This is a genomic window from Amycolatopsis coloradensis (genome assembly GCF_001953865.1).
Classification (GTDB): domain Bacteria; phylum Actinomycetota; class Actinomycetes; order Mycobacteriales; family Pseudonocardiaceae; genus Amycolatopsis; species Amycolatopsis coloradensis.
The window spans coordinates 104,638-130,665 of sequence record NZ_MQUQ01000004.1 but is presented as its reverse complement, the minus strand read 5'-3'; the positions used below and the strand labels follow the sequence as shown (position 1 = coordinate 130,665).

20 protein-coding genes and 1 pseudogene are annotated in these 26,028 nt (G+C 67.9%); 15 read left to right on the top strand and 6 right to left on the bottom strand.

Going from position 1 to position 26,028, the window contains the following annotated elements:
• Positions 1–78 precede the first annotated feature (78 nt).
• Together BS329_RS07665 and BS329_RS07660 are read right to left on the bottom strand one after the other, a co-directional pair.
• Positions 79–1,611, bottom strand: a complete 1,533-nt coding sequence (locus tag BS329_RS07665; protein ID WP_076157241.1) for an ArnT family glycosyltransferase — start codon at positions 1,609–1,611, stop codon at positions 79–81.
• A gap of 140 nt (positions 1,612–1,751) precedes the next feature.
• The gene (locus BS329_RS07660) at positions 1,752–2,267 is read right to left on the bottom strand and encodes a ribonuclease FAU-1 family protein (RefSeq protein WP_076158152.1); all 516 of its coding nucleotides are present in this window, start codon (positions 2,265–2,267) and stop codon (positions 1,752–1,754) included.
• A 142-nt stretch (positions 2,268–2,409) separates the two neighbouring features.
• Here BS329_RS07660 and BS329_RS07655 point away from each other — a divergent pair, with 142 nt between their 5' ends.
• The 5 genes from BS329_RS07655 to BS329_RS07635 all read left to right on the top strand — a co-directional run bounded on the left by BS329_RS07655 (position 2,410) and on the right by BS329_RS07635 (position 9,234).
• Positions 2,410–3,663, top strand: a complete 1,254-nt coding sequence (locus BS329_RS07655; protein ID WP_076157238.1) for a DUF5685 family protein — start codon at positions 2,410–2,412, stop codon at positions 3,661–3,663.
• Between the two features lie 51 nt (positions 3,664–3,714).
• A complete protein-coding gene (uvrB, locus tag BS329_RS07650) occupies positions 3,715–5,874 on the top strand; it encodes an excinuclease ABC subunit UvrB (RefSeq protein ID WP_076158149.1) in 2,160 nt (719 codons plus the stop codon).
• Positions 5,875–6,169: 295 nt separating this feature from the next.
• Entirely contained in the window at positions 6,170–6,742 is a 573-nt protein-coding gene (locus BS329_RS07645) for an NUDIX domain-containing protein (RefSeq protein WP_076157235.1), read from the top strand.
• Between the two features lie 248 nt (positions 6,743–6,990).
• Positions 6,991–7,938, top strand: coding sequence for a toll/interleukin-1 receptor domain-containing protein (locus BS329_RS07640; RefSeq protein WP_076157232.1), 948 nt, complete (start codon positions 6,991–6,993; stop codon positions 7,936–7,938).
• 3 nt (positions 7,939–7,941) lie between these two features.
• The gene (locus BS329_RS07635) at positions 7,942–9,234 is read left to right on the top strand and encodes a helix-turn-helix domain-containing protein (RefSeq protein WP_076157229.1); all 1,293 of its coding nucleotides are present in this window, start codon (positions 7,942–7,944) and stop codon (positions 9,232–9,234) included.
• Between the two features lie 31 nt (positions 9,235–9,265).
• Here BS329_RS07635 and BS329_RS07630 read toward each other — a convergent pair whose 3' ends face one another.
• Positions 9,266–9,895: a helix-turn-helix transcriptional regulator gene (locus tag BS329_RS07630; RefSeq protein WP_158075756.1), complete on the bottom strand. Its 630-nt coding sequence runs from the start codon at positions 9,893–9,895 to the stop codon at positions 9,266–9,268.
• Between the two features lie 351 nt (positions 9,896–10,246).
• On the opposite strand from BS329_RS07630, the gene grpE reads away from it, so the two are divergent.
• The 10 genes and pseudogenes from grpE to BS329_RS07585 all read left to right on the top strand — a co-directional run bounded on the left by grpE (position 10,247) and on the right by BS329_RS07585 (position 22,802).
• Complete coding sequence (gene grpE / locus BS329_RS07625; RefSeq protein WP_076158146.1) at positions 10,247–10,894, top strand: nucleotide exchange factor GrpE; 648 nt, start codon at positions 10,247–10,249, stop codon at positions 10,892–10,894.
• A pseudogene (locus BS329_RS45490) lies at positions 10,887–11,933 on the top strand (Hsp70 family protein); the annotation flags it as partial. The gene grpE and the pseudogene BS329_RS45490, both read left to right, overlap by 8 nt.
• 264 nt (positions 11,934–12,197) lie before the next feature.
• The gene (locus BS329_RS45485; protein WP_425266355.1) at positions 12,198–12,560 is read left to right on the top strand and encodes an Hsp70 family protein; all 363 of its coding nucleotides are present in this window, start codon (positions 12,198–12,200) and stop codon (positions 12,558–12,560) included.
• A 1-nt stretch (position 12,561) separates the two neighbouring features.
• Positions 12,562–15,189, top strand: coding sequence for a SaeA-related protein (locus BS329_RS07615; RefSeq protein ID WP_076157220.1), 2,628 nt, complete (start codon positions 12,562–12,564; stop codon positions 15,187–15,189).
• Complete coding sequence (locus tag BS329_RS07610) at positions 15,189–16,385, top strand: TRAFAC clade GTPase domain-containing protein (RefSeq protein WP_076157217.1); 1,197 nt, start codon at positions 15,189–15,191, stop codon at positions 16,383–16,385. Before BS329_RS07615 ends, BS329_RS07610 begins: the two co-directional genes overlap by 1 nt.
• A complete protein-coding gene (locus BS329_RS07605; RefSeq protein ID WP_076157214.1) occupies positions 16,382–18,838 on the top strand; it encodes a GTPase-associated protein 1-related protein in 2,457 nt (818 codons plus the stop codon). Before BS329_RS07610 ends, BS329_RS07605 begins: the two co-directional genes overlap by 4 nt.
• 3 nt (positions 18,839–18,841) lie before the next feature.
• Positions 18,842–20,458 carry a TRAFAC clade GTPase domain-containing protein gene (locus BS329_RS07600; protein WP_076157212.1) on the top strand — a complete coding sequence of 539 codons (1,617 nt, stop codon included), beginning with the start codon at positions 18,842–18,844 and terminating at the stop codon, positions 20,456–20,458.
• Positions 20,455–20,646 (top strand): hypothetical protein, encoded by a 192-nt coding sequence (locus tag BS329_RS07595; RefSeq protein ID WP_076157209.1) that lies wholly within the window; start codon positions 20,455–20,457, stop codon positions 20,644–20,646. The genes BS329_RS07600 and BS329_RS07595 overlap by 4 nt, the downstream gene beginning before the upstream one ends.
• The gene (locus BS329_RS07590; protein ID WP_076157207.1) at positions 20,643–22,160 is read left to right on the top strand and encodes an Hsp70 family protein; all 1,518 of its coding nucleotides are present in this window, start codon (positions 20,643–20,645) and stop codon (positions 22,158–22,160) included. The genes BS329_RS07595 and BS329_RS07590 overlap by 4 nt, the downstream gene beginning before the upstream one ends.
• Before the next feature lie 3 nt (positions 22,161–22,163).
• Positions 22,164–22,802 (top strand): vWA domain-containing protein, encoded by a 639-nt coding sequence (locus tag BS329_RS07585; protein ID WP_076157205.1) that lies wholly within the window; start codon positions 22,164–22,166, stop codon positions 22,800–22,802.
• A 243-nt stretch (positions 22,803–23,045) separates the two neighbouring features.
• On the opposite strand, the gene BS329_RS07580 is transcribed toward BS329_RS07585, so the two are convergent.
• From BS329_RS07580 to BS329_RS07570, 3 genes are read right to left on the bottom strand one after another with little or no spacing between them, the layout of a single operon-like run.
• Positions 23,046–23,708, bottom strand: a complete 663-nt coding sequence (locus tag BS329_RS07580; protein WP_076157203.1) for an RES family NAD+ phosphorylase — start codon at positions 23,706–23,708, stop codon at positions 23,046–23,048.
• Positions 23,709–23,711: 3 nt separating this feature from the next.
• Positions 23,712–24,383, bottom strand: a complete 672-nt coding sequence (locus BS329_RS07575) for a hypothetical protein (RefSeq protein WP_076157200.1) — start codon at positions 24,381–24,383, stop codon at positions 23,712–23,714.
• Between the two features lie 9 nt (positions 24,384–24,392).
• Positions 24,393–26,003 (bottom strand): Hsp70 family protein, encoded by a 1,611-nt coding sequence (locus BS329_RS07570; protein WP_076157197.1) that lies wholly within the window; start codon positions 26,001–26,003, stop codon positions 24,393–24,395.
• Between the last annotated feature and the right edge of the window lie 25 nt (positions 26,004–26,028).

Here is a 26,028-nt window from a genome sequence, read left to right as displayed (position 1 = left end):
AGATCCCTCGGGTGCCGGTCCTCTCGCACCCTACGTGCCACCGGGGTGGCTCGTCGGTCGTGAGAGGACCGGTGAGGGTCAGAAGCCCCAGTCCGTGAGTTTCGGCCACACCGTGTCCCAAGTCCCGTTCCGGCCGGTGGCCAGCCAGATCTTCATGCCCTGACTCACGTTCGGGACCCCGGCCCGGTTGTCGAGCGCGCCGACCACACGCACCTGCGTGAAGTACGGCACAAGCACCGAAGCGTCGTTCCCGACGAACAGGACGTCCCGTGCCGATTCCGGCGGCCTCGGGAACGTCACGTAGCCGCGGTTGGGGCTCGACGGTGAGGGAAGCCCCAGTTCCGGTCCATGGTGGTCGATCGCACTGGCCTGCCAATACTTCGCCGCGATGATGCCCGTGTGGGGCGGGTCGGGCACGGCGCGATACGCCTGCGCCACCGACTCCGTGATCTCCCGCCAGCCGATCTCCTCGTCGGCGAAGATCGGCCGCGCCCAGGCCGGGGTGCTCGCGACCGACGATCGCGGGAGGATCGGCAGCGTTTGCGGGATCGCGATCACCGCCGCCAGGACGTAGACCGGCCAGGTGGCGATCCAGCGCCAGTACTTCGATGCCTGACCCGCTTCGATCTCCACCGCGGCGGCGGCGAACAGCGGGGCGAACATCCCGGCCGCGTAGTAATAACGCCCGTTCGCCACCAGGAACAGGGCGAGCACGCCGAGCGCGGTCCACCCCAGGAACCGGTACGGCCGCAGGCGTTCGGAGCGCAGCAGCCGCCACAGCCCGTAGCAGACGAGGATCATCCCCACCGGAATGCCCGCGCTCATCACCAGTGTCGGAACGAACGTGGCCCGCCCGCCCCAGCCTGCCGAGACCTCCCGTGAGATCGCGGCGCCCATGGTCAGTTGCGGCCACCCGTTCGCGGCCTGCCAGACGAGAGTGGGCGCGATCATCGCGACGGCGATCAGCGCGCCGAGCCAGAGCGCCGGACGGCGGAGGAGATCGCGCGGCCCGGAGGCCACCGCGGCGGCCAGCGCGACGACCCAGAACGCTCCGATGAGGAACTTCGTGTTTAACGCGAACCCGGTCACCACGCCGCTCCAGAGCAAGAGGCCGTCCGCGCGGTTCCGCATCCACCGGACGAGCAGCCAGACAAGCAGCGTCCACAGGAACGGGTCGAGTGTGCTGGTCGCCAGGTAGTGCCCACCGCCGAGCATCTGGATGGACACCGCGAAGGTCGCCGCCGCGATCACCTGCGCCTTGCGGCCGCCGCCCAGTTCCCTGGCGATCAACGCGGTCAGCACGACCCCGGCGGCCATCGCCAGCATCGCCGGGATCCGCAGGACGAAGGGCGAATCGGCGCCGAACGTGTCCATCAGCCGGGCCAGGAGCGGCAACAGCGGTGGCTGGTCGGCATACCCCCAGTCCAGATGCCGACCGGCCGCCAGGAAGTACAGTTCGTCGCCGAAGTAGCCGTAGCGATCGGCCGTCGCCGCGAGCACCGCCCCCATCGCCCCGGCGATCGCGAGCACCGGCGTCCGGGCGAACGGCGCGACCCCCGGCCGTTCTCGTTCGCTGTACCGCTGTCGGAGTCCCTCGGCCTCGATGACCACGGGTATCCGCCCCCTCTCGATCGGTTCCGCTCGTGATCGAGAATCCCGCGGCGCGGCGCGCGGCGAATCCTTCCGCCGGTCAGCATCCGTTCGATCGTCCGGATGACCCGAGGGTCAACCGATCGGTGGATGCCGACAGGTCAGTGCCGTCGCCAGCCGAGCACGATGTCCTTTGTGGACAGCCAACCTCGCAGGTCGTGGCCGTGGGTGGCCAGTCCGTCCACTGTCAGGTGGCTGACGCCGAGCGCGCGTTCGCCGTCGGCTGGGGAGAGCAGCCCGGCGGTGACCGCGGCGAGGAGTTCGTCGGTGTCGATCACCTCGACGGACTTCTTGTCCCGCAGGACGAGATCGAGGTAGAGGTCGGTGGCGATCCAGACGCCGTCTTCGCGGCGGATGTCCACGACGTCGAGATAGAAGTCCTGATCGCGTTCGTGGCCGGGGTTGAACCAGAAGTCGGTGATCCGCAGGCCAAGGCTGGGCAGCAGCCAGGACTCGAGGTAGTGGAACTGCGTCCGCCCAGGCGTCGGCCGCGCCATGTAGAGGCCGAAGGACTCTTCGCGGTACTCCTCGACGTCTCTCACGACGCCCTTGGGATCCGTGTTGGTCTTCGCGGCCGTGTCGAAGTACTCGACCTTGGGTGGGTGCAGCGCGGTCATGGGCTCATCTTGGAAGGCTCCGGCGCTCGCGGCCACCACCCAACCGGGTGGACGATCACGGTTTCGTGGTTTCCCCGGAGTAGTGCGCCGAGGCCGGATAGGGTGCGCTGGTTCCGCCATAAGGGTGAGTGGGAGACAACGCATGTTCGGGATCATCAGGCCGTGCCGCCACCGGCTTTCCGCAGGTCTGCACGGGGACTGGCTGGCCCACCTCTGCGGCCTCTGCCTGACGCTGCGCGACGAACACGGACATCTCGCCCGCATGGTGACGAACTACGACGGCTTGATCATCTCGGCGCTCGTCGAGGCCCAGTCACCGCGGGCGGAGGGACGCCGCGACGCCGGACCGTGCCCGCTTCGGGCGATGAAGGGAACGTCGGTCGCGAAGGGCGGCGGTGCCCAGCTCGCGGCGGCGGTCTCCCTGGTGCTGGCCTCAGCCAAGATCAGTGATCACGTCGAGGACCGTGACGGTGCCTTCGCGCGGCGCTCCGTCGCTCTCGCCGCGAAGCGGGTGGCGACGCGCTGGGCGGACCAGGGGAGCCTCACGGGCACCCGGATCGGCTTCGACACGGCGGTCCTGACCGAGGCCGTCGACCGGCAGGGCGAGATCGAAAGCGCCGTCCGTCTCGGTGATTCGGCCGTCCTAGCCACCGAACCGGCCGAGCTGGCGACGTCGGCCGCGTTCGCCCACACCGCGGTGCTGGCGGGCCGCCCGGAGAACTCCGCGCCGCTGGCCGAGGCGGGGCGCCTCTTCGGCAGGGCCGCCCATCTGCTCGACGCCGTCGAGGACCTCGCCGAGGACGAGGCCGCCGGTGCGTGGAACCCGCTGACGGCCACCGGGACCGGGCTCGCCGAGGCACGACGGCTGTGCGACGACGCCGTGCTCGGTGTCGAACTCGCCCTTCGCGAGGTGAGGTTCGACCAGCCCAAGCTGGTGCACGCGCTGCTGGTGCACGAACTGCGGCAGGCGGTGCGGCGCTCCTTCGGCCACGGGACCCAGCAGCCCCCGCCCGGGTGGATCGGCCCCGGACCTCAGCCGCAACGGCATCCCCACCAGCCCTATCCGGCTCACCAGGGCGGTTACCGGCCGCCGCCTCCCCCAGAAGGTGCTCCGGGTGGCGGAGGCCCGCCTCAGGAGCCGCCCAAGAAGAAGCGGAAGCACGGCGGTCCGCCGGCCGACGGCCAGGGTGGTTACTGCTGGACACCGAAGTTCCGGGTGCCCGCCCAGCCGAGGGGGTTCTTCTTCGGCTGCGCGGTGGCGACCTACATGTGCTGCTCGTGCCAGTTCTGCTGCCGGGACCCGTTCCCGGGGGCGTGGAGCGGGAAGCCGCACGAGGCCTGGTGCGACAACTGTGACGGTTGTGACTGCTGCAACTGCTGTGACTGTTCTTGTTGAGCCGACCAGGCGAAACGGAAACTGTCGGACCCAGCGCCTACTCTGGTGGACGTGGCTTTCGCAACCGAACACCCCGTACTCGCCCAGTCGGACCACCGGCCCGTCACCGACATCCCCCGGACCGGCGGCCGGTTCGAGGTCGTCAGCGACTACAAGCCCGCCGGTGACCAGCCGGCGGCCATCGACGAGCTCGAACGCCGGGTCAACGCGGGCGAGCGGGACGTCGTGCTGCTCGGCGCCACGGGTACCGGCAAGTCGGCGACGACGGCCTGGCTGATCGAGCGCGTCCAGCGTCCGACGCTGGTGATGGCGCCGAACAAGACGCTGGCCGCGCAGCTGGCGAACGAGCTGAGGGAGTTGTTCCCGCACAACGCGGTCGAATACTTCGTCAGCTACTACGACTACTACCAGCCCGAGGCGTACATCGCGCAGACGGACACTTACATCGAGAAGGACTCCTCGATCAACGACGACGTCGAGCGGCTGCGGCACTCGGCGACGATGAACCTGCTGTCGCGGCGCGACGTCATCGTGGTCGCGAGCGTCTCGTGCATCTACGGCCTCGGCACGCCCCAGTCGTACCTGGACCGGTCCTCGAGGCTGAAGGTCGGCGAGCAGCTCGACCGGGACGTCTTCCTCCGCGCGCTGGTGGACGTGCAGTACACCCGCAACGACATCGCCTTCGCACGCGGCACCTTCCGCGCCCGCGGTGACACGGTCGAGATCATCCCGGCGTACGAGGAGCTGGCGATCCGCGTCGAGTTCTTCGGCGACGAGATCGAGAAGCTGTACTACCTGCACCCGCTCACCGGCGACATCGTGAAAGAGGTCGACGAGGTCCGCATCTTCCCGGCCACGCACTACGTGGCGGGCCCGGAGCGGATGGAGAAGGCCATCCACGGCATCGAGGCCGAACTGGAGCAGCGGCTGGCCGAGCTGGAGAAACAGGGCAAGCTGCTCGAGGCCCAGCGGTTGCGGATGCGCACCGCGTATGACATCGAGATGATGCGCCAGGTCGGCTTCTGCTCCGGCATCGAGAACTATTCGCGGCATATCGACGGCCGCGACGCCGGAACCGCGCCCGCCACCCTGATCGACTACTTCCCGGACGACTTCCTGCTGGTCATCGACGAGTCGCACCAGACCGTTCCGCAGATCGGCGGCATGTACGAAGGCGACATGTCGCGGAAGCGGAACCTGGTCGAGTTCGGGTTCCGGCTGCCCAGCGCGGTCGACAACCGGCCGCTGACCTGGGAGGAGTTCAGCGACCGGATCGGGCAGACGGTGTACCTGTCGGCGACGCCGGGGCCGTACGAGATGGGGCAGGCAGGCGGCGAGTTCGTCGAGCAGGTCATCCGGCCCACCGGCCTTGTCGACCCGAAGGTGGTCGTGAAGCCGACCGAGGGCCAGATCGACGACCTGGTGCACGAGATCCGCGACCGGGCCGAGAAGGACGAGCGTGTCCTGGTCACCACACTCACCAAGAAGATGTCCGAGGATCTCACCGACTACCTGCTGGAGCTGGGGATCCGGGTGCGGTACCTGCACTCCGAGGTCGACACGTTGCGCCGGATCGAGCTGCTGCGGCAGCTGCGCGCGGGCGATTACGACGTGCTGGTCGGCATCAACCTGCTCCGTGAGGGTCTCGACTTGCCCGAGGTCTCGCTGGTCGCGATCCTCGACGCGGACAAGGAAGGATTCCTCCGTAGCGGGACCTCGCTGATCCAGACGATCGGCCGCGCGGCGCGGAACGTGTCGGGTGAGGTCCACATGTACGCGGACAAGATCACCGACTCGATGCGGCACGCCATCGACGAGACCGATCGCCGTCGCGCCAAGCAGGTCGCCTACAACGAGGAGCGCGGCGTCGACCCGCAGCCGCTGCGGAAGAAGATCGCCGACATCCTGGATCGCGTTTACAGCGAGGCCGAGGACTCGGAGGAGACCGTCGCCGTCGGAGGTTCGGGCCGGAACGTGTCGCGAGGCAAGAAGCCCGAGCAGGGCGACCGGGTGCGCAGCTCCGGAATGCTCGTCGACAAGGACGTCTCCGGGATGCCGCGCGCCCAGCTCGCCGACCTCATCCAGCAGATGACCGACCAGATGATGCAGGCCGCGCGCGACCTGCAGTTCGAGCTGGCCGCCCGCCTGCGGGACGAGGTCTCGGACCTGAAGAAGGAACTGCGCGGCATGGACGCGGCCGGCATCAAGTAACCGCGTTTCGTCCTCTGGTCGCGGTAGTTCGTACTGCGTACTTCGGCAACCAGAGGACGAAACGCGTGGGCGTCAGAGACCCTTTTCTCATTTCCCTGGTCCATCGGAAACGGGAAACCGTGGGCATGATCGCTGCGCTGATGCGAGGTTCGTCGATATCGTCTGGGCTGGGGGTTTCCAACGTTGGATGCGTGCCCGGGTGCGGCGATTCGGCCCGGATGTGGCACTGGGGTTCCGCCGCACTTCCGGCGGTTCGGCGCCGCGCGACGACCGCGGCTGACAAGAAGGTGGTCAGGTGACACTTGTCGACGGCTGCGGTCCGATCTCTGAATTCGGGTGGAAACGACTCGGCACCGACGTCGTGCACAAGAATCGATGGTTCGAGGTCCGAGCGGACGACGTGATCCGTCCGGACGGGGGCCGTGACGTCTACTCGCATGTGGTCGCGCCGAATTCGGTGACCGTTTTGGCGCTCGACGGCGCGGATCGGGTGGTACTCACCAGACAGTGGATCTACACGCACGGTTCGGTTCAATGGCGGCTGCCGGGAGGCGGGGTCGAGCGGGAGGACGTCGATCCGCTCGCCGCCGCACGCCGCGAACTCGCCGAGGAGACCGGATTGCGGGCTTCCGCATGGGAACCACTCGGCGTGATCCACAGCGCCGATTCCTTGAGCAATCATGTCGATCGGATCTTTCTCGCGACCGGATTGACCTGTCATGGGCAATCTCTCGGGCCGGGTGAGGCGGATCTGATCGTGACGAGGCTGCCTTTCGGGGACGTTCTCGATCTCGTCGGATCGGGCCAGCTGCCGCACGCGGGGAGCGCGCACGCGGTGCTGGCCATGGCGTTGCGGATGTCGCGCTGACGTTTCCCGTTGTCCTGGCCGGTTGCCACGGGGAAGCCCATTCTGAACCTCGACTCGACCTGTCATCGTCGAAGGACGGATTGAGTCATCGAGAGGGGTGCAGACGATGCGTTCGTTCCTTACCTTGGCTGTGGCGGTCAGGATCGCTGTAGCGTGCTTGCTGGTCGGTTTCATCCTGGGCATTTATGCCGGAGGGATTCCGGTCGGGCCGCGTTGACCGGAGGAGGGGGCGGGACTTGGGAACCACGATGGCACGCCAAGTCGTCCGCGCGGGCACCGTCTTGTGGCGGGTGCACGACCGGAACACCTCGGCGGAGAACCTGCCGGCCGAGGGAGCGGTGTTTTCGGCGGACCGAGGCTGCGCGGTGATCCAAAGCCTGCTCCCGGATCCGGAATTCACCTCGGAGGGGCGCCGTGTCCTGTCGGGACGGGGTCTCGAAGGCAAGGTCCTGTCCGCCGTCAAGACGACTCGAGAGCTTCTCGTCTTCTCGGCCGAGTCTCCTGTACTCGAACTGGCCCGCGACGACGTGGACGGTGCGAGATGGCCGTCTTCGCAGGCCTGGCCGGAACGCGAGTTGTGGTTCTCCGGCGTGCGGGTGAAGGCGGGGACGTTCTCGGTTCTGCCGGACGACTCGTTCGGCCTCGACACGGCGGACGGCGTGCGGCGGTTGAAGGAACTGCTCGCGCCGTACCGGGTCCGTGTTCACGCCCGTGCCTCCCGGCCGATCGTGTTCCTCAACTACCGGACCGCTGGTGGCACCGAGGAGATCATGCGTCTCGACGACGAACTCCGCGGCCGCCTCGGTGACGACGCGGTGTTCCGGGACCATCGGAGCCTGACCGCGGGCGACGACTACGCGAGCAAGCTGATCGAGTGCGTCCGGGCGGCGCGGGTCCTGCTGGCCGTCATCGGCAGGCGATGGGAGAACGTGTACGACGAGGACGGGCGGAGACTGGTCGATGACAGCAGTGATTGGGTCCGCCGGGAGATCGCCGAAGCCTTCCGAGCCGGTGTCTTCGTGGTACCGGTCATCGTCGGCGTGCGTGACGGCCTGATCCGGGAGCGACTGCCGAAGGAGATCCGGCGGCTCGCCGACCTGCAGTTCCTGCACTTGCGGCATCGCAGTACGGACGCGGACGTCCGGAACTTCGTCGACGACCTGTTCGAGCAGGTGCCGATCCTGAAGAGGAGGTGAGCAATGCCCGGAGAGCCGGATTTCGGCGCTGAGCTGCGCAGGCGAAGGGAGAACGCGGGTATCTCCCTCACCGAGTTGGGGGTTCGTGTCCACTACAGCAAAGGTCATCTGAGCAAGATCGAATCCGGGCAGAAGGCGCCGACCGTTCAGCTGGCGCGGTTGTGCGACGCGGCGGTGGGCGCGGAGGGTGACCTGCTCCGGCTCGTGGCCGACGGTGTCGTGGCCGGCGCACCCGCCAGGGAACTCGACGCCGTGGAGCGAGATGGCTGGACCTTGGGTGTGACACCAGGCGGGGCGGGCTTCTTCGTGCCGGGAGGGGAACAGGTACCGAAGGAGACCGAGTTCGGCATGACCTTCGGCGACCGGGCCACCTACAGCGGGGAGGTGGCCACGCTCGCCGGGATGTTCTGGAGCCGGTTCGAGACCGCGCGCCGCCTCGGCCAGGTGGCGGGTCCCGCGGTCGTGCTTCCCGGGGTCATCGCCGATACCCAGACCCTGCGGGGGGTGGCGAGCAATGCCTCACAAGAGGATCGCCCGGTGCTTTGGCGGCTGGCGGCGCGTTACGCCGAATTCGCCGGTTGGATGACACAAGAGGCAGGTGACGACCGGATGGCGCTCTGGTGGACCGAGACCGCGGTGCGGATGGCCGTGCTCGGGGGTGATCACTCGCTCTCCACCTACGCGCTGGTCCGGCAAGCCGATGTCGCGTTGCACGCCGCGGACGCGCTGACCACGATCTCGCTCGCCCGTCAGGCCCAGTTCGACGAGCGGATCCCGGCACGCATTCGCGGTCTGGCCGCGCAACGGGAGGCGCAGGGACACGCGCTGGCCGGGGACCACGTGGCCTGCCGTCGCGCGCTGGATCTGTCCGCCGAACTGCTCGGCGCCGCCGAGGCGCGAGACGGCACTCCCGAACTGGGAACCACGCATACGCCGGATCTGAGTGTTCTGGTGGGAGGATGGTGTCTCTACGATCTCGGACTGCCGGCGGAAGCGGCCGAAGTGCTCGATCGAGGGGTGGCGCGATTCGCCCCCGACGCGCATCGCAGCCGCGCACGCTACGTCACCCGGGCCGCCCTCGCCTACGGCACCGCGGGAGAGCTCGACCGGGCCTGTGAGCTGATGACCTCCGTGCTCGATCATCTGCACCTGATCGACTCGGCCACGATCCGGCACGATCTCAGGCAGCTGACCCAAGTGCTGGCTCGACGGCGGAATCACGCGGTCGCGAGGGAAGTACGGCAGAGGCTGGTCACCGTGTTGCGGACGCCGGGCGGTGCGCCCGCAACACGGTGACGGCCGAGCGCCGCCGGGGGATCCAGGAGTTTCAGAGCCAGCCGTGTTTCGCCGCCGCGACTCCGGCCGCGAAACGGTTGGCGACGCCGAACTTCTCGTAGATCGCCTTCACGTGCCGCCGGACCGTCGTGGCGCTGATTCCGAGCAGCCGGGCGATCGCCTCGTCACCATGTTCCGGCAGCAGGGCGAGGATCCGACGTTGGATCACGGTCAGCGGATCCGAAGGCGTCACCGTCCCTGGTGCCGACCAGAGCAGGTCGAACCACTCCGCGAGCAACTCGAGCAGGAGCGGTGAACGGATGACGAAGGCGGCGGGGGCACCTTGTCCGACTGCGGAAATCGCTGCGATCCGGTCGTCGACATGAATCATTCGAAAAAGAAGGTGTTCACGAACACGGAATTCTCCTGATGGGGCTGCCCGGTGCGAGAACATCGCCATCTCGTCGCCCTTCCGTGCCAGGGTCTGGCGTCGAATTCGGGCGGCGTTGCCCGACGCCGTGAAAACGGATTCCCCTGGTGACACGACGCGCACTCGGCGCTCGGCCTGACGGTGGAGTTCGGCGAATGTCGCGTCGATTTCGGTGATGTCGGCGAGTCGTCGCAGGTCGTCGGGGTCGATGGGCCCGTTGCACATGGTGGCGGCCGATCTTGTCGAGGTCACAACGGACTCCTGGTGGTGTTTGAGGTCCGCGGCCCCCCTCCCCAGGACCGCGGACCTCCTCAGCATCGCGCACGCGGGGGCGGGTCGCGCGCGGTTTTCCGTTTCCCCTCGGGCGGGCGACAGGAAACGATCTTCCGCGGGCTCTGGCGGCGGTAGGCTGTTACCACAAAAGCCTGGTCGAGGGAATGATAATTACTTGTCATCGAGGCGTTTCGATTGGCGATACGTCAACACGGCGATGGCTCCGGTATTCGGGTAAGGCGAAATTCAGGCGGCTTCCGCTGAGCGGTAACGTGTCGCGGCAGTCAGCGACTTGGAATGCTGAAAGGTCCGATCGCGAAGGAAGAAAGGGTGACCGGCGTGAGTGACGCGGGTGTGGACGAAGGGGCCGAAGACGTGGCGGCCGATGCCGGGGAGGGCCTGCCGGATGCCGAGCGCGAATCCGCCGATCTGGCCCGGCTGGTCGACGTCGTTTCCCGGCTGGGAACGGAGATCGAAGCCCATCACGCCCGTGCGGCGGCCCGTGAGCGGGTCATCGACCAGCTGCACTCCGAGGTCGAACGTCTTCGTGTCGGGGAGCAGGGAGTCCTGTTGCGACCGGTGATCACCGATCTCCAGAATTTGCGGACCGATCTCCTGCGTCAGGTGCGGACCCTGCCCGCGGAGTTGAGCAGGGACCAAGTGGTTCAGTTGCTGGAATCCTTCGCGTTGACCACGGAACTGGCCTTGGAACGATGCGGTAGCGAACCATTCAGACCGGAAACCGGGGCGAGATTCTCGCCGCGTGAACATCGCGCCGTCCGGGTCGTGACCGCGTCGAGCGCGGACGAGGACGGGACCGTCGCCGAAGTCATCGCGGACGGTTATCGCGATCTGGCGAACGACCGGGTGTCCACCGCGGCGAAGGTGCTCGTGCGGCGCTGGGAGCCCTCGGAGGATCAGGCCGACGGAGCCGAGAAGGCGAACGAGAACGAACTGGAAGGAAGCATGGATGTCTGACGGGAGCCTCCGGGTCTTCGGCATCGACCTCGGAACCACCTACTCGGCGATCGCCTACGTCGACGAGAGCGGCCGGACGACGGTGTGCCGCAACACGGACAACCTCGAAACCATCCCCTCGGTGGTGTATTTCGAGAACGAATCGAACGTGGTCGTCGGCGCGATCGCCAAGGAGTCCGCGGTCACCCAGCCGGACCGCGTCGTCTCGCTCGTCAAACGCGAGATGGGGACCAAGGCGGTGTTCGACTTCGACGGCAAGTCGCATACGCCGGAGTCGATCTCGGCGTTGATCCTCAAGCAACTGGCACAGGACGGCGCCGAGTACAGCGGCGGCGAGGTGGACAAGGTCGTCATCACGGTCCCGGCCTACTTCGGCATGCTGGAACGGGATGCCACCAAGAACGCCGGGAAGATCGCCGGGCTCGACGTGATCGGCATCGTTCCCGAACCGGTCGCGGCCGCGCTGCACTACGAGGCGACGACCGGAGCACGGGACAAGACGGTCCTGGTCTACGACCTCGGCGGTGGAACCTTCGACACGACGGTCATCCGTGTCTCGTCCGACGAGATCGAGGTGCTCTGCACGGACGGGGACGACCGGCTCGGCGGTGCCGACTGGGACGCGCGGTTGCGGGACCACCTGCTGGCCTCGTTCTCCGAACAGGTCCCTCCCGGCATCGACCCGGAGGACGACGAGGAATTCCTGCAGTCGCTGTCCACACTGGCGGAGAAAACCAAGAAGCAACTGTCGCAAGTGGACTCCAGGCCGGTGGCGCTTCGCGGTGCCGGTGCCAGCGCCAGGATCGACGTCACGCGTGCCCAGTTCGAGGAGATGACCAAGGATCTTCTCGACAAGAGCGTCGACATCGTCCGGCGCACGCTGGAAACCTTGCAGGGCAAGGCTCCTGACGCGAAGGTCGATGAGGTTCTCCTGGTCGGCGGTTCGACCAGCATGCCCGCGGTCGCCGAACGGCTGCGCGCGGAGTTCGGCTGGGAAGCGAAACTGCACGATCCCCACCTCGCGGTGGCGAAGGGCGCGGCTCTCTACGCGCTCGGCCGGGTCGTCCACAAGGAACAGGAAGAGGCCCGCGAGAAGGCGAGTTCGGCCGCCGACGCGGACGACCGGGCCGCCGATGTGGTGAGTGATCTCGAGAATCGCACCGGTATCGCCGCCGGGACGTTGACCAGCTTGGCGGACAAGCAGACCCGGAACGTCCTCCCGAAGGCGTTCGGCGTCAAGCTCCTGGACACCGGCGACCCGGACTGGGAACGCAAACCCGAACGGTTCTACGTCGAGCATCTGGTGCACGCCAACGACGCGTTGCCGACAGGGCCACGGACTCTCTCGGCGCGCACGGTCTTCGAAGGTCAGCAGGAAATCGAGATCGAGCTCTACGAGCAGTCCGGCGCACGGCCAGGTCCCGAGATGGAAGAGAACAAATTCCTCAACGAGGGCAAGGGGAGCATCACCGGACTCCCGCCATTGCCGAAGGCCTCACCGCTCGAGATCGAGATGAAGGTCGACGAGGAAGGCTTGCTGGAGGTGAACGCCACCGAACCGAGCACGGGAAAATCCCTGCGTATCGAAGTCAGGGTGAGCGTGCTCTCCGAAGAAGAGGTCCGCGAAGCGACCAGCACCGTGTCGGCTCTCACGGTCTCCAGCTGACATGGCCGCGCCGTTCGATCCCAAGGCCTACGAACAGGCCGTCGTCAAACCGCTGCGCGGCTGGTCGGGACGAGAGTTGCCGGACGATCTCCTCGCCCGGTACGCGATCGATCTCGGGATGTCCGACCAGGAGGTGGAACGGCGGCTGCGTGAGGTGCGGTCCCGGTGGAACAAGGGGCTCAGCAGCGCCGGGTTCTCGCAGAAGGTCTACCGCGCGTTCCTGAAAGCCGACGAGAAACTCCAGCAGGAGCACGGTGCGAAGTTCTCCCGGATCGAGTGGTGGCAGGCGTATGCGGCGGCAAGGCAAGGCGCCAACCAGGAGCAAGTCGATGATCTCGCCAGGACGTTGCGGGAGCACTTCGGCGACCTCGGGCTGATCGCGCCGGGTCAGCTCGACGCGACCGTGCGCGCGGCCTATGCGTCCCTGTCGCCGGACGAAGTCGACGAGGCGGTGGCGAAGGCAGGCGTGCGCCGCAGTACGCCGGTCGAACTGCCGAAGGCGAGCGGCCTGCTCGACACCACTTACCGGCATCTCCGGGATCACCTGATCGACGCGGGCAAGAGCGGTGTGGTGGAGCTGCTCCACGATGACGCCGCGGCGTTCCGCTTGCTCGACACCCCGGTGGACCTGTCGGTCGCCGTGGTGAACCGGGCGGTCGAGCGGGAGAACAAGCGGGCGGGAAACCAGGGCGCGCGTCAGGCGCTCGGGATCCTCGCCACCGCCGCCAAGGACGGCGACCTGCGGAAGCTGGCGCTCTTCCACCTCGTCGACGACGTTCGGCGGCAGCACGGGCACGGCGTGCCGCCCAGCGCCTTGCTCAAGCAGCTGCTGCGGACGCGCTGGGATGGCGACGAAGCGCGCTTGGCCCTGTTCAGCGTGCTCAACGAATCGGCTCGGACGCCGGCGGGAAACCTCGGTTCGATCCGCGAGCTGCTGGAGCAGGGCAGGTTGCTCGCGGCCCAGCAGATGCTCTCCTCCCTCTCCGGCGCGGAGGACGCGGCGGCGGCCACCGCCTTGGTCGAGCGGCAGCTCGACAAGGTCCGGGAACTGGTGGCCGGAGCGCGGGACGCCTTGCGTGAAGGTGCCGAGGCGGACGCGGTTCACCGGCTGCGTCAGGCCATCGCGCTGGCGGGTGACGACGAGGACCTGCGCGCGGAACTCCGCCGTATTCCGCCGGAACCGGTTCTCGGCATCACGGCCCGCGAGGACGGCGTGACGCTCCGGGTCTCGTGGCGTCCTGCCGCGAGCCACGGCCCCAGGACCCGCTATCGGCTCGTCCGCAAGGAAGGACGGGTACCCACGGACCCCGATGACGGCGTGGTCATCGCGGTCGAGGCCGGACGGACGGTCGCGGTCGATCGGAAGGCGCCCGCGGGAGTGCCGGTCGGTTACGCCGTTTTCGCTTCGACCGAAGGAAGCCCGTGGTCCCGGCCCGCCGGAGTGGCGGCCGAGGTTCTCCCCGGTGTCGGCGATGTCCGGTTGTCGTTCTCGGACGGCGCGGTCGAAGGCCGATGGATCGTCCACCCCGACGCCGTCGGAGTGGACGTACTTCGCGGTGACGGCGTCGCCATCGTCCCCAGTGGGCGGACTCAGTTCCGGGACCGGACCGCGCAGGAGGGGAGAGAGCAGGTTTACACCCTCGTCGCCCGCTACCGCTGCGGTGACGGCACCGAGGCCGTGTCGGCTCCGGTGCGGGTTCGCACGACGGCCAACGGCCGCCCGCTTCCGGTGCGGGCGCTGAGCATCCAGGCGGCCGAGGGTGGGACGGGCCCGCGGGTGAAGCTGGCTTGGAAAACCCAAGCGGACACCGAAGTCATGATCCGCCGGGCGGTCGCGCCGTGCCGATGGCGGTTCGGCGACATCGTCGCGCCGGCGGATCTCGACGACTACGGCGAAGAGGTCGTCGGCAGCCGCGACGAGAACGACGGCTGGCAGCTGCTCGTCGCCGAGGTTCCGACCGGCCTCTTCCATTACGTCGCGTTCACCCTCGGGCCGAGCGGCGCCATCCGCGGGCACGACGAGACGCTGGGGATAGCGCTGCCCGTCTCCGGCTTGCAGCATCAGCGCCTCGGCGACGCCGTCCTCCTCGCCTGGGAATGGCCGGAGCGGGTCGGCACCGCGGAGGTTCGCTGGCAGGCCGGTGAAGAGTCGGGGAAGCGGTTGCTGACCCGGCAGCAGTATCAGAGCGGCGGGGGCTGCCGGGTTCCGTGCGGGCCGGTCGAGGTCCGGGTCAAGGTCCGCACCAAGGTGCTGGCCGAGGGCGGCGAGTGCACCTCGGCCGACGTCGAACTGGTCGTGCCCGCCAGCCCGCCGACGGTGCGCTACACCGTCGACATGACCAGAAAACCCCTCGTCGGCGGGGGAACGGTGAAGGTGCTGCTGCGGGCAGATCAGGAGATTCCGCGGTGCACGGTGATCGTCGTCGCCGCGGAAGGGCCGGTGATGCCGAGACGTCCGGCGGACGGTCGTGAGCTCATCCGCGGCGAGCGAGCGCTCTCCCCGGATCACGACGTCGATCTGATCAGCGCGCTGCCGCGGCTTCGGAAGCCTTACTGGGTGCGCTGTTTCGTCGACACCGCCGGTGTCCACATCGTCGATCCTCCCGTCAAGCAGCTGAAGGTGTCCTGATGTCCAAAGTGGCCTGCCCCTACTGCTACCACCGGATCGATCTCGGCAAGTTGAGGTTCCAGTGCACCGGCCGGGCCTCGCCGGGCCGCGATCGCTGCAAACGTGTCGTCGACGAGGACCGGCAACGGCTCACCGGGTTCGGTTCGGCCAGCTTGCCGACCTTCCCGCCACCCGAGTCGCGGAATCCGATCGTGGCACGGACCGCGCCCTGCCCGGATTGCGGAACGCCGACCGGGATCAGGGCCTGCCAGGTCTGCCGGACCCCGCTGCCGTCGAACTTCGCGGACAGCCGCAGCCCGTTGATCGGCATGGTGGGCGGCAAGAACGCGGGCAAGACCGTGTACACCACGGTGCTCGCGCACGAGTTGCGGAACAACATCCGGCGCAGGTTCGCCGCGGACATCTGGTTCGCGGGCGACCAGCAAGGCGGCATCGGTTCGGTGAGCGACTGGCTCGCCGATTACGAGCAGGCCTTGTTCGGTGACAGCAGGCTGTTCGAGTCGACGGCCAGCGCGGCCGACGGGATCAAGGTGCCGCTGGTCCTGCAGTGGCGTCAGCCGAGGCGCAGCTTCGGCCGCGAGGTCCACAACACGACGACCCTGTCGTTCTACGACGCGGCGGGCGAAGACATGACGACCCAGGAGTTCGTGAACGCCCAGGCGTACCTGACCTCCGCGGACGGCCTCATCGTTCTTCTCGATCCGTTCCAGCTCAAGGGATCACTCGACCGGATCGCCGTGCCCGACGCGAGCAGACGGGACACGGAGCCGCCGATCAACGTCCTCACCCGCATCACCGAACTGCTGCGCAGCAGCCAAGGGGTGAGCGCACGGCGGAAGATCGCCACCCCGATCGCGGTGGTGTTCTCGAAGTTCGACGCCTTCTTCCCGATGCTCGGCGAAGGACATCCGCTGCTGTCGGCGCCGTCTCCCGGCGCGAGGTACGACGAAGCACACGGCAAGGACACCGACGAACACCTGCGTGCCCTGCTGACCGAGCTGGACGCGGACGACATCGACGCCCATCTTCGTTCCCACTACAAGAAATACCGCTACTTCGCGGTTTCTTCACTCGGCGCCGAGCCGGACTACGACCACAACCGGGTCGATCCGCGCGGCGTGCGGCCGTTCCGGGTCGACGAGCCGTTGTTGTGGCTTCTCGGGCTGTTCAAGGTCGTCGAACGGAGCACCTCTTGAACGAGACGGAGCCGAGCCGGTTCGACTCGCTGTACTACACCGACTGCGTCCCGGGACAGGGATTGCGCGGTGGCGCCGGATTCCAGTTCCAGGCGGTGTCACCTGGCGTGTCACACGACACGATGTCGCTGGTCCAGCGCACGTCGCTCTACGAGGCGCCGGTCGCCTGGATGCGCGAGCAGCGGGAGGTCGCGGACTATCCGCCTTCGCTGACCCATGTTCACGCCGACGGTGTGTACGCGACCGCTCGGGGGCGATATCTGGGGACGGAGGCGAACGGGGTCCGTGAGGGCAATCAGTTCACGCACGCCGTCGCGACGACCGACCCGGACGCCTACGGGCTCGTCCGGCCGGCGCAGCTGTGGGAAGCGCCCTGGTGGGTGGAAAAGCCCGCGCCGACAACGCAATGCGAGCCGGTGGCGGCGGATCCGGAGGCCGGGCCCTGGGGGATGGACGCACTCCGTGAATGGGTACTCGGCCGTCCTGACGGCGAGGAATGGCTGCTGGCGGTCCATTCCGCGTTCGACCTCGTTCACGAGTCCGGTGGGCGGCGCGTCCTGTTCGTCGGTGCGGACAGCACGGAGGTGGTCGGCTGGATCGCCGCCGGCACCGTGCTGATGGCGCAGCGGCGCGCACTGCGGCTCGGGTTCCGGGTGTTCGCGACGAATCCACGCCAGAGCAGGCACGATGTGCTGGCGGTGCACGACGACTGGGCCGGTTCGTTCGGCGATCCCGCGCGGGACAACGGTTTCACCGTTTTCAACCTCACCACCGGCCGCCATTCCGACATCGAGTTCACCGAAAGTGCCCGGTTCTGGGTGCCGCGTTTCCTGCGGGAAGACCCGTATGACGTGGTCGACGCGATCGAACTGGCCCAGCGGTTCGCCGTCACCGAGGCACGGCCGTCCGCTTCGGACCGGTTGGTGGCGGTGATCGTGGCGCTTGGGGAAACGACGGCAGGCGACGGTCATACGGGCGATCTCGTGCGGTGGCTGGCCGACTGTCCGTCTCCGCAACCGGAAGAGGTCGTCCAGCCGGTCGTCGAAGCCGTCCTGGCGGCCGGGCCGGACATCACCGCGTTGCGGGCGCTGCCCGGAGCGACGGAGTGGCACGGAGTCGGACGTGAGCTCGCCGACCGGGCAGTACGCGCACTGTTTCAGGCCGAACTCACCCAGATCACCGGTGTGGTGACGGCCGGCGCGGAGGCAGGCTCGCTCGCGAGGATGGCCGAGACCGCGGCGAACGTCGTAGCCCCGGACCGGATGGACAAGCTGCTGTCGCTCTGTACGCGATTCAACGTGAGGCCGAACGTCGGGGCCTTCGCCGAGGGAGCCCGCCGGTTCACCGGATGGTGGTTGGAAAACAAGGAGATCCCCCTCGACCCGGACGCTTGGTCCTGCGGCGCGGAGATGATCGATCTGCTGCGCGACGAACTCGCGGCGCGGTTGGAGGAACCCGACGGGACCTACTACCGCCACGACATCATGGAGGTCTGGTGGAAGATCCTGGCGGATACCGCGACCGATTTCACCACGGCACTGGACTGTGAGGTCACCGCTTCGGCGATCGCGGGGGGAGACCCCGGCTATCGCGAGAAAATGATCGAGTATGTGCTGCACAGCCTCCGGTCCGCGGATCCGGAGACGCGAGGGCATTTGATGTGGCGAGCGACCTTCGCCCACTCGCTCCCGACGATCGCGGAGCTGACCTCTCTGCTGAAGATGCTGGCGCCCGTGCCGTTGGAAGCCTGGCTCGGTGTCGAGGTCGGGAAGGCACTCGATGCCCTGGTTCATGTCCCGCCTTCGGCCGAGGAACTGGACGTCCTCACGCTCGCCTATGCGCATGGTGACCTTCCGGAGCGCCGTCAGTTCGCCGACTTCGCCAGGCAGGACAAAGGATTGAAGGACTGGCTGAAGGTCGTGTCCAGCGGCCGTGCTCCACGGCCTGCCGGACTGCGGCAGATCACCGAACCGATCCTGACCGCCCGCGCCGCCGAGATCGCCGCCGTGTTACTGGACCGGTTGCCGATCGGCGACGCGGGCAAACTCATCGAGCAGAGTGGCGGCGCGCTCCCCGCGGTGCTCCTGCGTGAACTGCCCAGTCATTGGTATGTCCCGGACTTGCCGCGGCGCGCGGACACGGCGGTGGCCCTCACCTTCATGGCCGTCGGAGCGTCCGGCACGTCCGAGCAGTCGGCTGTCAGAGCCGAGGACGCGTTACAGAAGTGGCTCGACCGAGCCGAAAAGCAAAGCCTCACCCGGGTGACCCGGTTGCTCGACGCCACCGACCAGCGAGTCGCGGAGGAGTGGCGCCAGTTCAGGGCCAAGGCGGTCAAGCCGACCGGACAGACCGCTCGTGCGAAACAGCGCGACGCGAAGGCGGCCAAGGGCGAGAAGTCCGCGAAGTCCGAGAAGGCGGCCCGGTGGTTGCGTCGTCCCAACAAGGACAGGTGAGGCATGGGGTACTTGATCGTTTTCATCCTGGCTCTGGTGGCGCTCTATTTCGTCATCTGGCTCCTCGTCGCCGGTTTCCTCTGGTTCTTGCTGCCCGGCCTGATCTTCGCCGTACCCGTGATGATCGGGATCGGCGCGCTGATGGCGGTGGGGTCCGCCCTCCTCACCCTCACCGGCCGCGACGGCGCCCCGAGGCTGATCACACCGGACGACGTCGTGGGGACCGAAGGTGTGCTCCCGAAACGGCGCGGTGCTACCGCGTTCGAGCGGGATTGGGCGTGGCCCACCTACTTCACGGCGCAGGCCCGGGTCGACCTCGTCCGGGTATGGCGGGCGGCCGCCGAACTGCTCGGCCGCGGCTGGAGCTGGATCCGGGAAACAGCCGCGGATTCGTGGCCGGGGCGGATCGGGGCCGCGCTGGTGTTCGTCCCGCTCTGGTCCGCCGCGAGTGTGGGAGCGTTGGCCGCCACGGCCGTGATACTCCTGGCGAGCACGCTCGCGTTGGTCGTGCTCTGGATCGCGTGGGCGGTGCCGACAGCTCTGCTGCGCGCGACCGACCAGCTGATCCGTCGGCTGCGGAAGGCGAGCGCCAGTTGCCAGACCTGCTACTACGTGACCCCGCTACCCACCTTCGCCTGCCCCGGGTGCGGGAAGCCGCAGCGCGACATCCGGCCGGGCAGGCTCGGCGGGCTCCGGCGCCGGTGCGGATGCGGCTGGGTGCTGCCGACCTCGGTGATGCGGATGGCCGGGAAGACGTCGCCCTGTTGCCCGCGGTGCGGGGAAACACTACGGAGCGGCGCCGCGATCGTGACGGATGTGCGGTTGCCGGTGTTCGGCCCGGTTTCGGCTGGCAAGACCCGGCTGGTGTACACCGGTCTGCTCGCCATCCGAGACGGGGTCGCCGCGAACGGCGGCGTCATGGAGTTCGTCGACGAGGACAGCGAACAGGCCTTCGACGCCGCGGTGTCCTTGATCGGTGCCGGTGGGGACACGGTCAAGACGCCGTTCGGGGAGCTGCCGCGTGCCGTCACCGCGCGGTTCACCGCGGGCAGGCGCCGAGCCCTGCTTCATCTGTTCGACGCGGCGGGAGAGTTCTACGCCGATCGTGACGACAACACCGATCTGGAGTTCCTGGACCACGCGCAAGGCCTGGTGTTCGTGATCGATCCGTTCTCCATTCCTTGGGTGCGGGATCAGCTCGGTGCCACGTCCGAGGTCGTTTCGCGAGCGGCTCCGGCGTCGGAAGCACCTGAGCGGGTCTATCACGTGACCGCGAAAAGGTTGCTGGACTACGGGGTCGCCACCACGAAACGCAGGCTCGCGGTGGCGGTCGTGAAAGCCGACCTGCTCGCGGGCCTGCCGGTGGCCGCCGGGCTGGAGCCCGGCAACGTCCGCTCGTGGCTGGAGCGAGCGGGACTGGACAACCTCGTCCTTTCCGCGGAACGAGAGTTCGGTGACGTCGAGTACTTCCTGGTCTCGTCACTCACCGGGATCCCGATGAGCGACCCACGTTCACCGGCGGGCCCGCTCGCGTGGGTCATCGCCGGTTCGGGTCTTCAGTTGTGGCCTGATCAGGTGCGTCCCGAACCCGTCGCGAGAGAGCCGGAGGAAGCGGTATGACCGCGCGTACGACCGTCCCACCCGGTTACCTGGGCTACCGGATCGTGCTGATCGCGATCGTCGTCCTGCTGCTGGCGGCGGCCGGGCTCGGGGTCGCCGCCTGGTACCCGGAAATCGAGGAATTCGTCCTGTCCTGGGTGCGTGGGGTCCGGACGGCCTGGACCGAGATGAACTGGCAGGCAGTGTGATCATCGGTATCGATCTCGGCACGACCTACTCGGCCGTCGCCGCCTTGGACGCGAACGGGGAGCCGACCGTACTGCCGAACCGGGTGGGCGAGTTGATCACCCCGTCGGTGGTGTACTTCGAGTCGGCGTCGTCCGCCTTGGTCGGCACCGCCGCGCGCGAGTCCGGCACCGTGGACCCGGACAACGCGGTGTCGTTGGTCAAACGGCGGATGGGCACCGAGTTCGAGTTGTTCTTCCACGGGGTGGCCCACACCCCGGAGTCGATCTCGGCGCTGATCCTGCGGAGCATGGTCGAAGACGCACAGGCTCAGTTCGGGCGGGACGGTGAGCCGGTCCGCGCGGTCATCACGGTGCCCGCCTATTTCGGTGTCCGCGAACGGGAAGCGACGTATCAGGCGGCACGGCTGGCCGGGATCGACGTCCTCGAACTGCTCAGCGAGCCGGTCGCGGCGGCACTGCACTACGGCGTCACGGCGAGAAGAGGCGACGTCGTGCTGGTCTACGACCTCGGTGGCGGGACCTTCGACACCACCGTGCTGCGCATTACGCGCGACGGTGCGGAAGTGGTGGCGACGGACGGTGACAGCAGGCTCGGCGGCGCCGACTGGGACGAGCGGATCGCGGACCTCCTTGTCGAGAGTTTCGTCAGTGCGGTACCCGGCGCCGACCCGTTCGACGACGAGGAATTCCTGCATGAAACGAGGCTTCTCGCCGAGACCGCCAAGAAGGATTTGAGCGGCAGGGTCTCGCGACCGGTCACGGTGCGACTCGGCGCGGACCGGGTGGCCGTGCCGTTCGACCGGGCGATCCTCGAGCGGATCGGCGCGGATCTGGTCGAACGGACCCTGTCGGTGGTCACCCGGCTGCTGGCCGACGCATCCGGCAAGGGCGTACAGCGGGTGCACGAGGTGATCCTGGTCGGCGGTTCGACGAGAATGCCCGCGATCGCCGCCGCCGTCGGCGAACGGCTGCGGCGCTCACCACGGTTGCTGGATCCTGACCACGCCGTGGTCCGGGGGGCGGCGATCCGCGCCGGTCAACTGGCGGACGCGGCGCGTGAGCGGTCTTCGACACGGTCGGTGGTGCCGCGCAGCTTCGGCGTTCTCATCGAGGACAGCCATGATCCCGACGGCACACGGCAGATGGTCGTCCACACCGTGCACCGGAACGACCCGCTTCCGGCGAGCCGGACCACGGCGTTCCGCACCGTGATGGACGGACAGGACGCGGTGCGGATCCAGATCTACGAGCAGGCGGGTGAACTGCCGTCGGAGGAGGTCGCGGACAACCGCCGCGTCCTCGACGGCGAATTGACCGGGCTGCCTCCGCTGCCCGCGGGTTCCCTGATCGAGGTGACCTTGCGGGTGACCGAGGACGGCCTGCTGGGCGTCACCGCACGAGAACCGGGTACCGGGACGACGCTGGCGCTCGAGGCGTACATGGACGGCGTCGTCGACGCCGAAACGACCCGGCGCCTGGCGGGTTCGCTCGGCGCCATCACGGTGCGGAGATGACGCATGAGTAGTTGGGTGCGCAAGCGATTCGAGGGCGCCGGGCTGACCCAGTCTCCGCCTGGTCCGCATTTCGGTGTTCTGCGAGCGAAGTACCGCGGTACCGCGTTGTTGTGCATCGACGTGAGCGGTTCGATGCACGGAAGCCCCCTGCGGCAGGCGATCGATGGCGGGATCTTGTTCCTCGACGAGGCCTTCGACGCGGGGTACGACTGCGGGCTTGTTCTTTGGCACCACGATGTCGAGGCCTATGTCAGGCCGGGAAGCGCACGCGCCGAGGTGGCGGACCGTCTTGCCGCCGCCGTTTCGACCGGCGGCAACGACCTGATGCCGACCCTGCGGATCGCGAAGGAAGACCTCGCTCCGTTGACCGGTGATCGGGTGCTTTGCGTTTTCGGTGACGGCGATGTCGGCGATCGGTCCGCCGCGGTCGCGGCCGCCAGACAGTTGTGCGCGCTCGGTGTGCGGATCGTCGTGCGGGGTCTGGGGCATGGGGCGACGGAACAACTGTCGGCCTTGGTGTGTCCTGGTCAGCAGGACGAAGAGCAGCTCATCGAAGACGTGCGTTCGATCAGCGCCGGGATCGCTTCGATGGCCAAGGGTCTCACCGTCTCCCGCAAGTCCGACGGCGGAAGGACTTGTTGAGGGGTAAGGCAAAGGTGGCGTCGGTTGGGGTGTGTGGAAATAGGGACGTTGAGTGTCCCTATTTCCACACACCCCCTCCGGAACCGGATGCCGCCGGGTGTCATCCGCCCTCAATCACGCGAGATCTCCGTCCAAGCACGTGAGATCTCCGCCTGATCACGCGAGATCTCCGTCCAGTCACGGGTAAGATCTGCAGGATCACACCCCCCGCCCGAATCCTTCCCGGCGGGGCCCCGCCGCCGTTCACTTCTTGACTTTCGGCGGCATGATGCGCGCCCGGTATTCGACCAGCACCCCGTTCAGCCAGGTGGCACCGAACTCGTCGTCCAGGTTGACCTCGTACAACGGGTCGGGCTCCAGTACGGCGGAGTCGCACCGGTCCCCGAACAGGACCACCGACCTCCGTTCGGGGCCGCCACGCGGTGGCCAGATGAACCCTTCCGCCCAGTCCGCGGTGGCCCGGATCCACCGGCCCCAGCGGCGGACCCGCGGATCGTGGCACTCGTCGCTGTGGATCAGCCAGAGATCCTGCCCGACCGCGCTGAGGTCGATGGCGTCACAAAGACTCACCAGGCTCAGTTCGGTGGCCGTGGCGACCACGCTCACCTGCTGGCGGGCGACGGAGACTCTGCGCACGGTACGGAATTCGGTGTACGGCGCCGGAATACCGCCCAGCAGGACGTTCGCCACCGCGGTGGCGGCCTCGAGTCCGGCGTTGTACGCGTCGAACGGTTCCTCGTCGGTCCCGTCGAACCGGCCCGCCCCGAGGCGCGGCCGCCGGTGATGAGGGGTGAATTCGGTGGGTTTCCGGCTCTGCGGGTGAATGTGCCAGAGCATGGTGCCCGCGGGCAGCAGGAACCGGTTCGGGGCACCGGAGTAGTTCTCCGGCGGATCGTAGTCCGGCATGGCTCAGGCCTCCGCCCGTTCGGTACTGGCGGCGTCCACCAACACTTCGTCGTCCACCTCTCCGAGCAGCGTCGCGGGGACGCCACCCAGCCGGGAGTGGCGGCCAAGCCACCAGTCCGCGGCACCCCAGGGGTCGTTCGCCGCGTCCAGGATCCTGTTGATCGCCTTGATCAGTTCGGCCCGTGCGCCGAACTGGAAGGCAGGCCACTGTGCCCGCCCGTCGCGACCTTCCAGCCGGATGAGATCCGGCGCGCCGGGATCGACGCCACGGGTGACGAGTTCGCTCTCCGACAGGGAGTCCGCGGCCAACAGCCAGGCCTCCGCCTGTTCCTGGACCTCTTCCGTCGTCGCTCGCCCGGTTCCCCGGGTCGTGATCAGGTTCAGCAGGGTGTCGCGGGTACTGAACCAGTCGGACAGCGATACCGCGTCGGGGTCCGACCGCAGAAAACGGGTCCCGCCCTCGGTCAGCGCCACCCGGAACGGATGCACCGGTGGCAGTTCGTCGCCGATCAGGAGACAGAGCTGCCCGGCCTTGCTGGTGATGAGTTCGGGTATCGGTTCGGCGGCGAGTTCGACGACCCGCTCCTGAATTCGCGCACGGGTCCGGTCGGTCAGCCGCTCACGGATGCCGGACCAGTCTCTGATGAGTACGCGGATCGCTTCGGATGTCCCCATTCCCGCCTCTCAGTCCCGCACGACGTGCCGGGCGATATCGGTCCGCGCGGCCGCCACGGCGGCCTGGTTCATGGCGCCGATCTGAAGTTCGAACCGCACTTCGGCACCGGAGGACGGCTCCTCGGCGTGCACCGTCAACTTGCCGGTCTCGGACATGAGGAACGTGACGTCGAACGGCGATCCCGCCGGGCGGGGCGGGAGGTTGCGGAGAATGCCCCGGCCGATCCGGACATTGTCCGAAGGCTCTTCCGACTCGAATTCGCTGGTCTGTTCCCACACTTCGATCTCCACCATCCGCTGCTTGTCCACGGCGACGGCGAACGGGTAGGGCCCGGTGTCCGCGGGCAACGGTGTGTTCGCTTGGAGCAGGTGTACGACCATCTTGCGGGCGTGCAACGGATCGGTCAGGGCCAGCGGATCGCGGAGATCGACGGCGATCACCCCGAACGCCTTCGAGGCCACCGTGGTGACCTGTTTGGCGGCCAGTGCTTCGACCTGTTCCGCGCTCATGCCGAGCTGACCGGCGATCTGATTCGCCGTCACCCCGCTTTTGACCTGGTCCAGCAGCGCGTACAGCGCGGCCCCCTTGGCGACGGCCAGGTCGGGCTCATGGTGCCGCCCACGGAGTCCCAGCCGCCGTTCGAGCCGTTCGGCGACGGCGGGCATCTTGGACATCCCGCCGACCAGCACGACGTCGTCGAAGCGGCCGACTCCCTTGGCCCTCGCGATTTCGACGGTCTGCTCGGCGACCTGGACGACCCTGTCGAGCAGATCGGAGGTGAGTTCTTCGAGCTTCTCCCTGGTCAGCTCCACCCGGGTCACGACGCCGCCGAAACGCAGCGCGGTCCGGCGGGCCTCGGTCTTGCTGAGATCCTTTTTCAGCTGTTCGGCGGTGGTCGCCAGATCCTGGAGGAAGGCTTCGTCCTTGGTCGGGTCCAAGCGCGGATGCTGTTCGGTGAAGCAGCCGAGAAGGTGGCTGCGGACCCGCTCGTCCCAGTCGGCGCCGCCCAGCCGTCCGTCACCCCCGGTGCACAGCACGCGGACGTCGTCCCCTTCGAGCCGGATCACGGTCGTGTCGAAGGTCCCGCCACCGAGGTCGCAGACGAGCAGGTGACGGGTTCCCGTACCGGTGTCGAGGGTCTGGTGGTGCAGGGCCGCGGCGACCGGTTCCGGCAGGACGTCCAGTACCCGGAGCCCGGCGATCTCGCCCGCCCGCCGGGTGGCTTCCTTCTGCGCCACACCGAAATACGCGGGCACGGTGATCACCACGTCCTCGACCACCTGGCCCGTGGTCTCCTTCGTCGCGCGGACGAGCTCACGCAGGATCAGCGCGCCGATCTCTTCCGGCGAGTAGTCCTTTCCGTGGTAGTGCCCCGCGATGCTCCGCTCCCCGATGAGCCGTTTGGTCAGTTGCGCGACCAGATGAGGGGCGAGCACGGCGGCGTTCTTCGCGCTGGTTCCGACGGTCGCCTGCTCCGGCGCCTCGAAATAGACCACCGAAGGCGTGGTCTCCTCGCCGAGGACGTTTCTGATCACCACGGCTTTCCCCGCGTTGTCGACCGAGGCGATACAAGAGTGTGTCGTGCCGAGGTCGATTCCGAACGTCGTCTTCGCGGGCATTCGGGGTGCCTTTCCCGGGATTGTC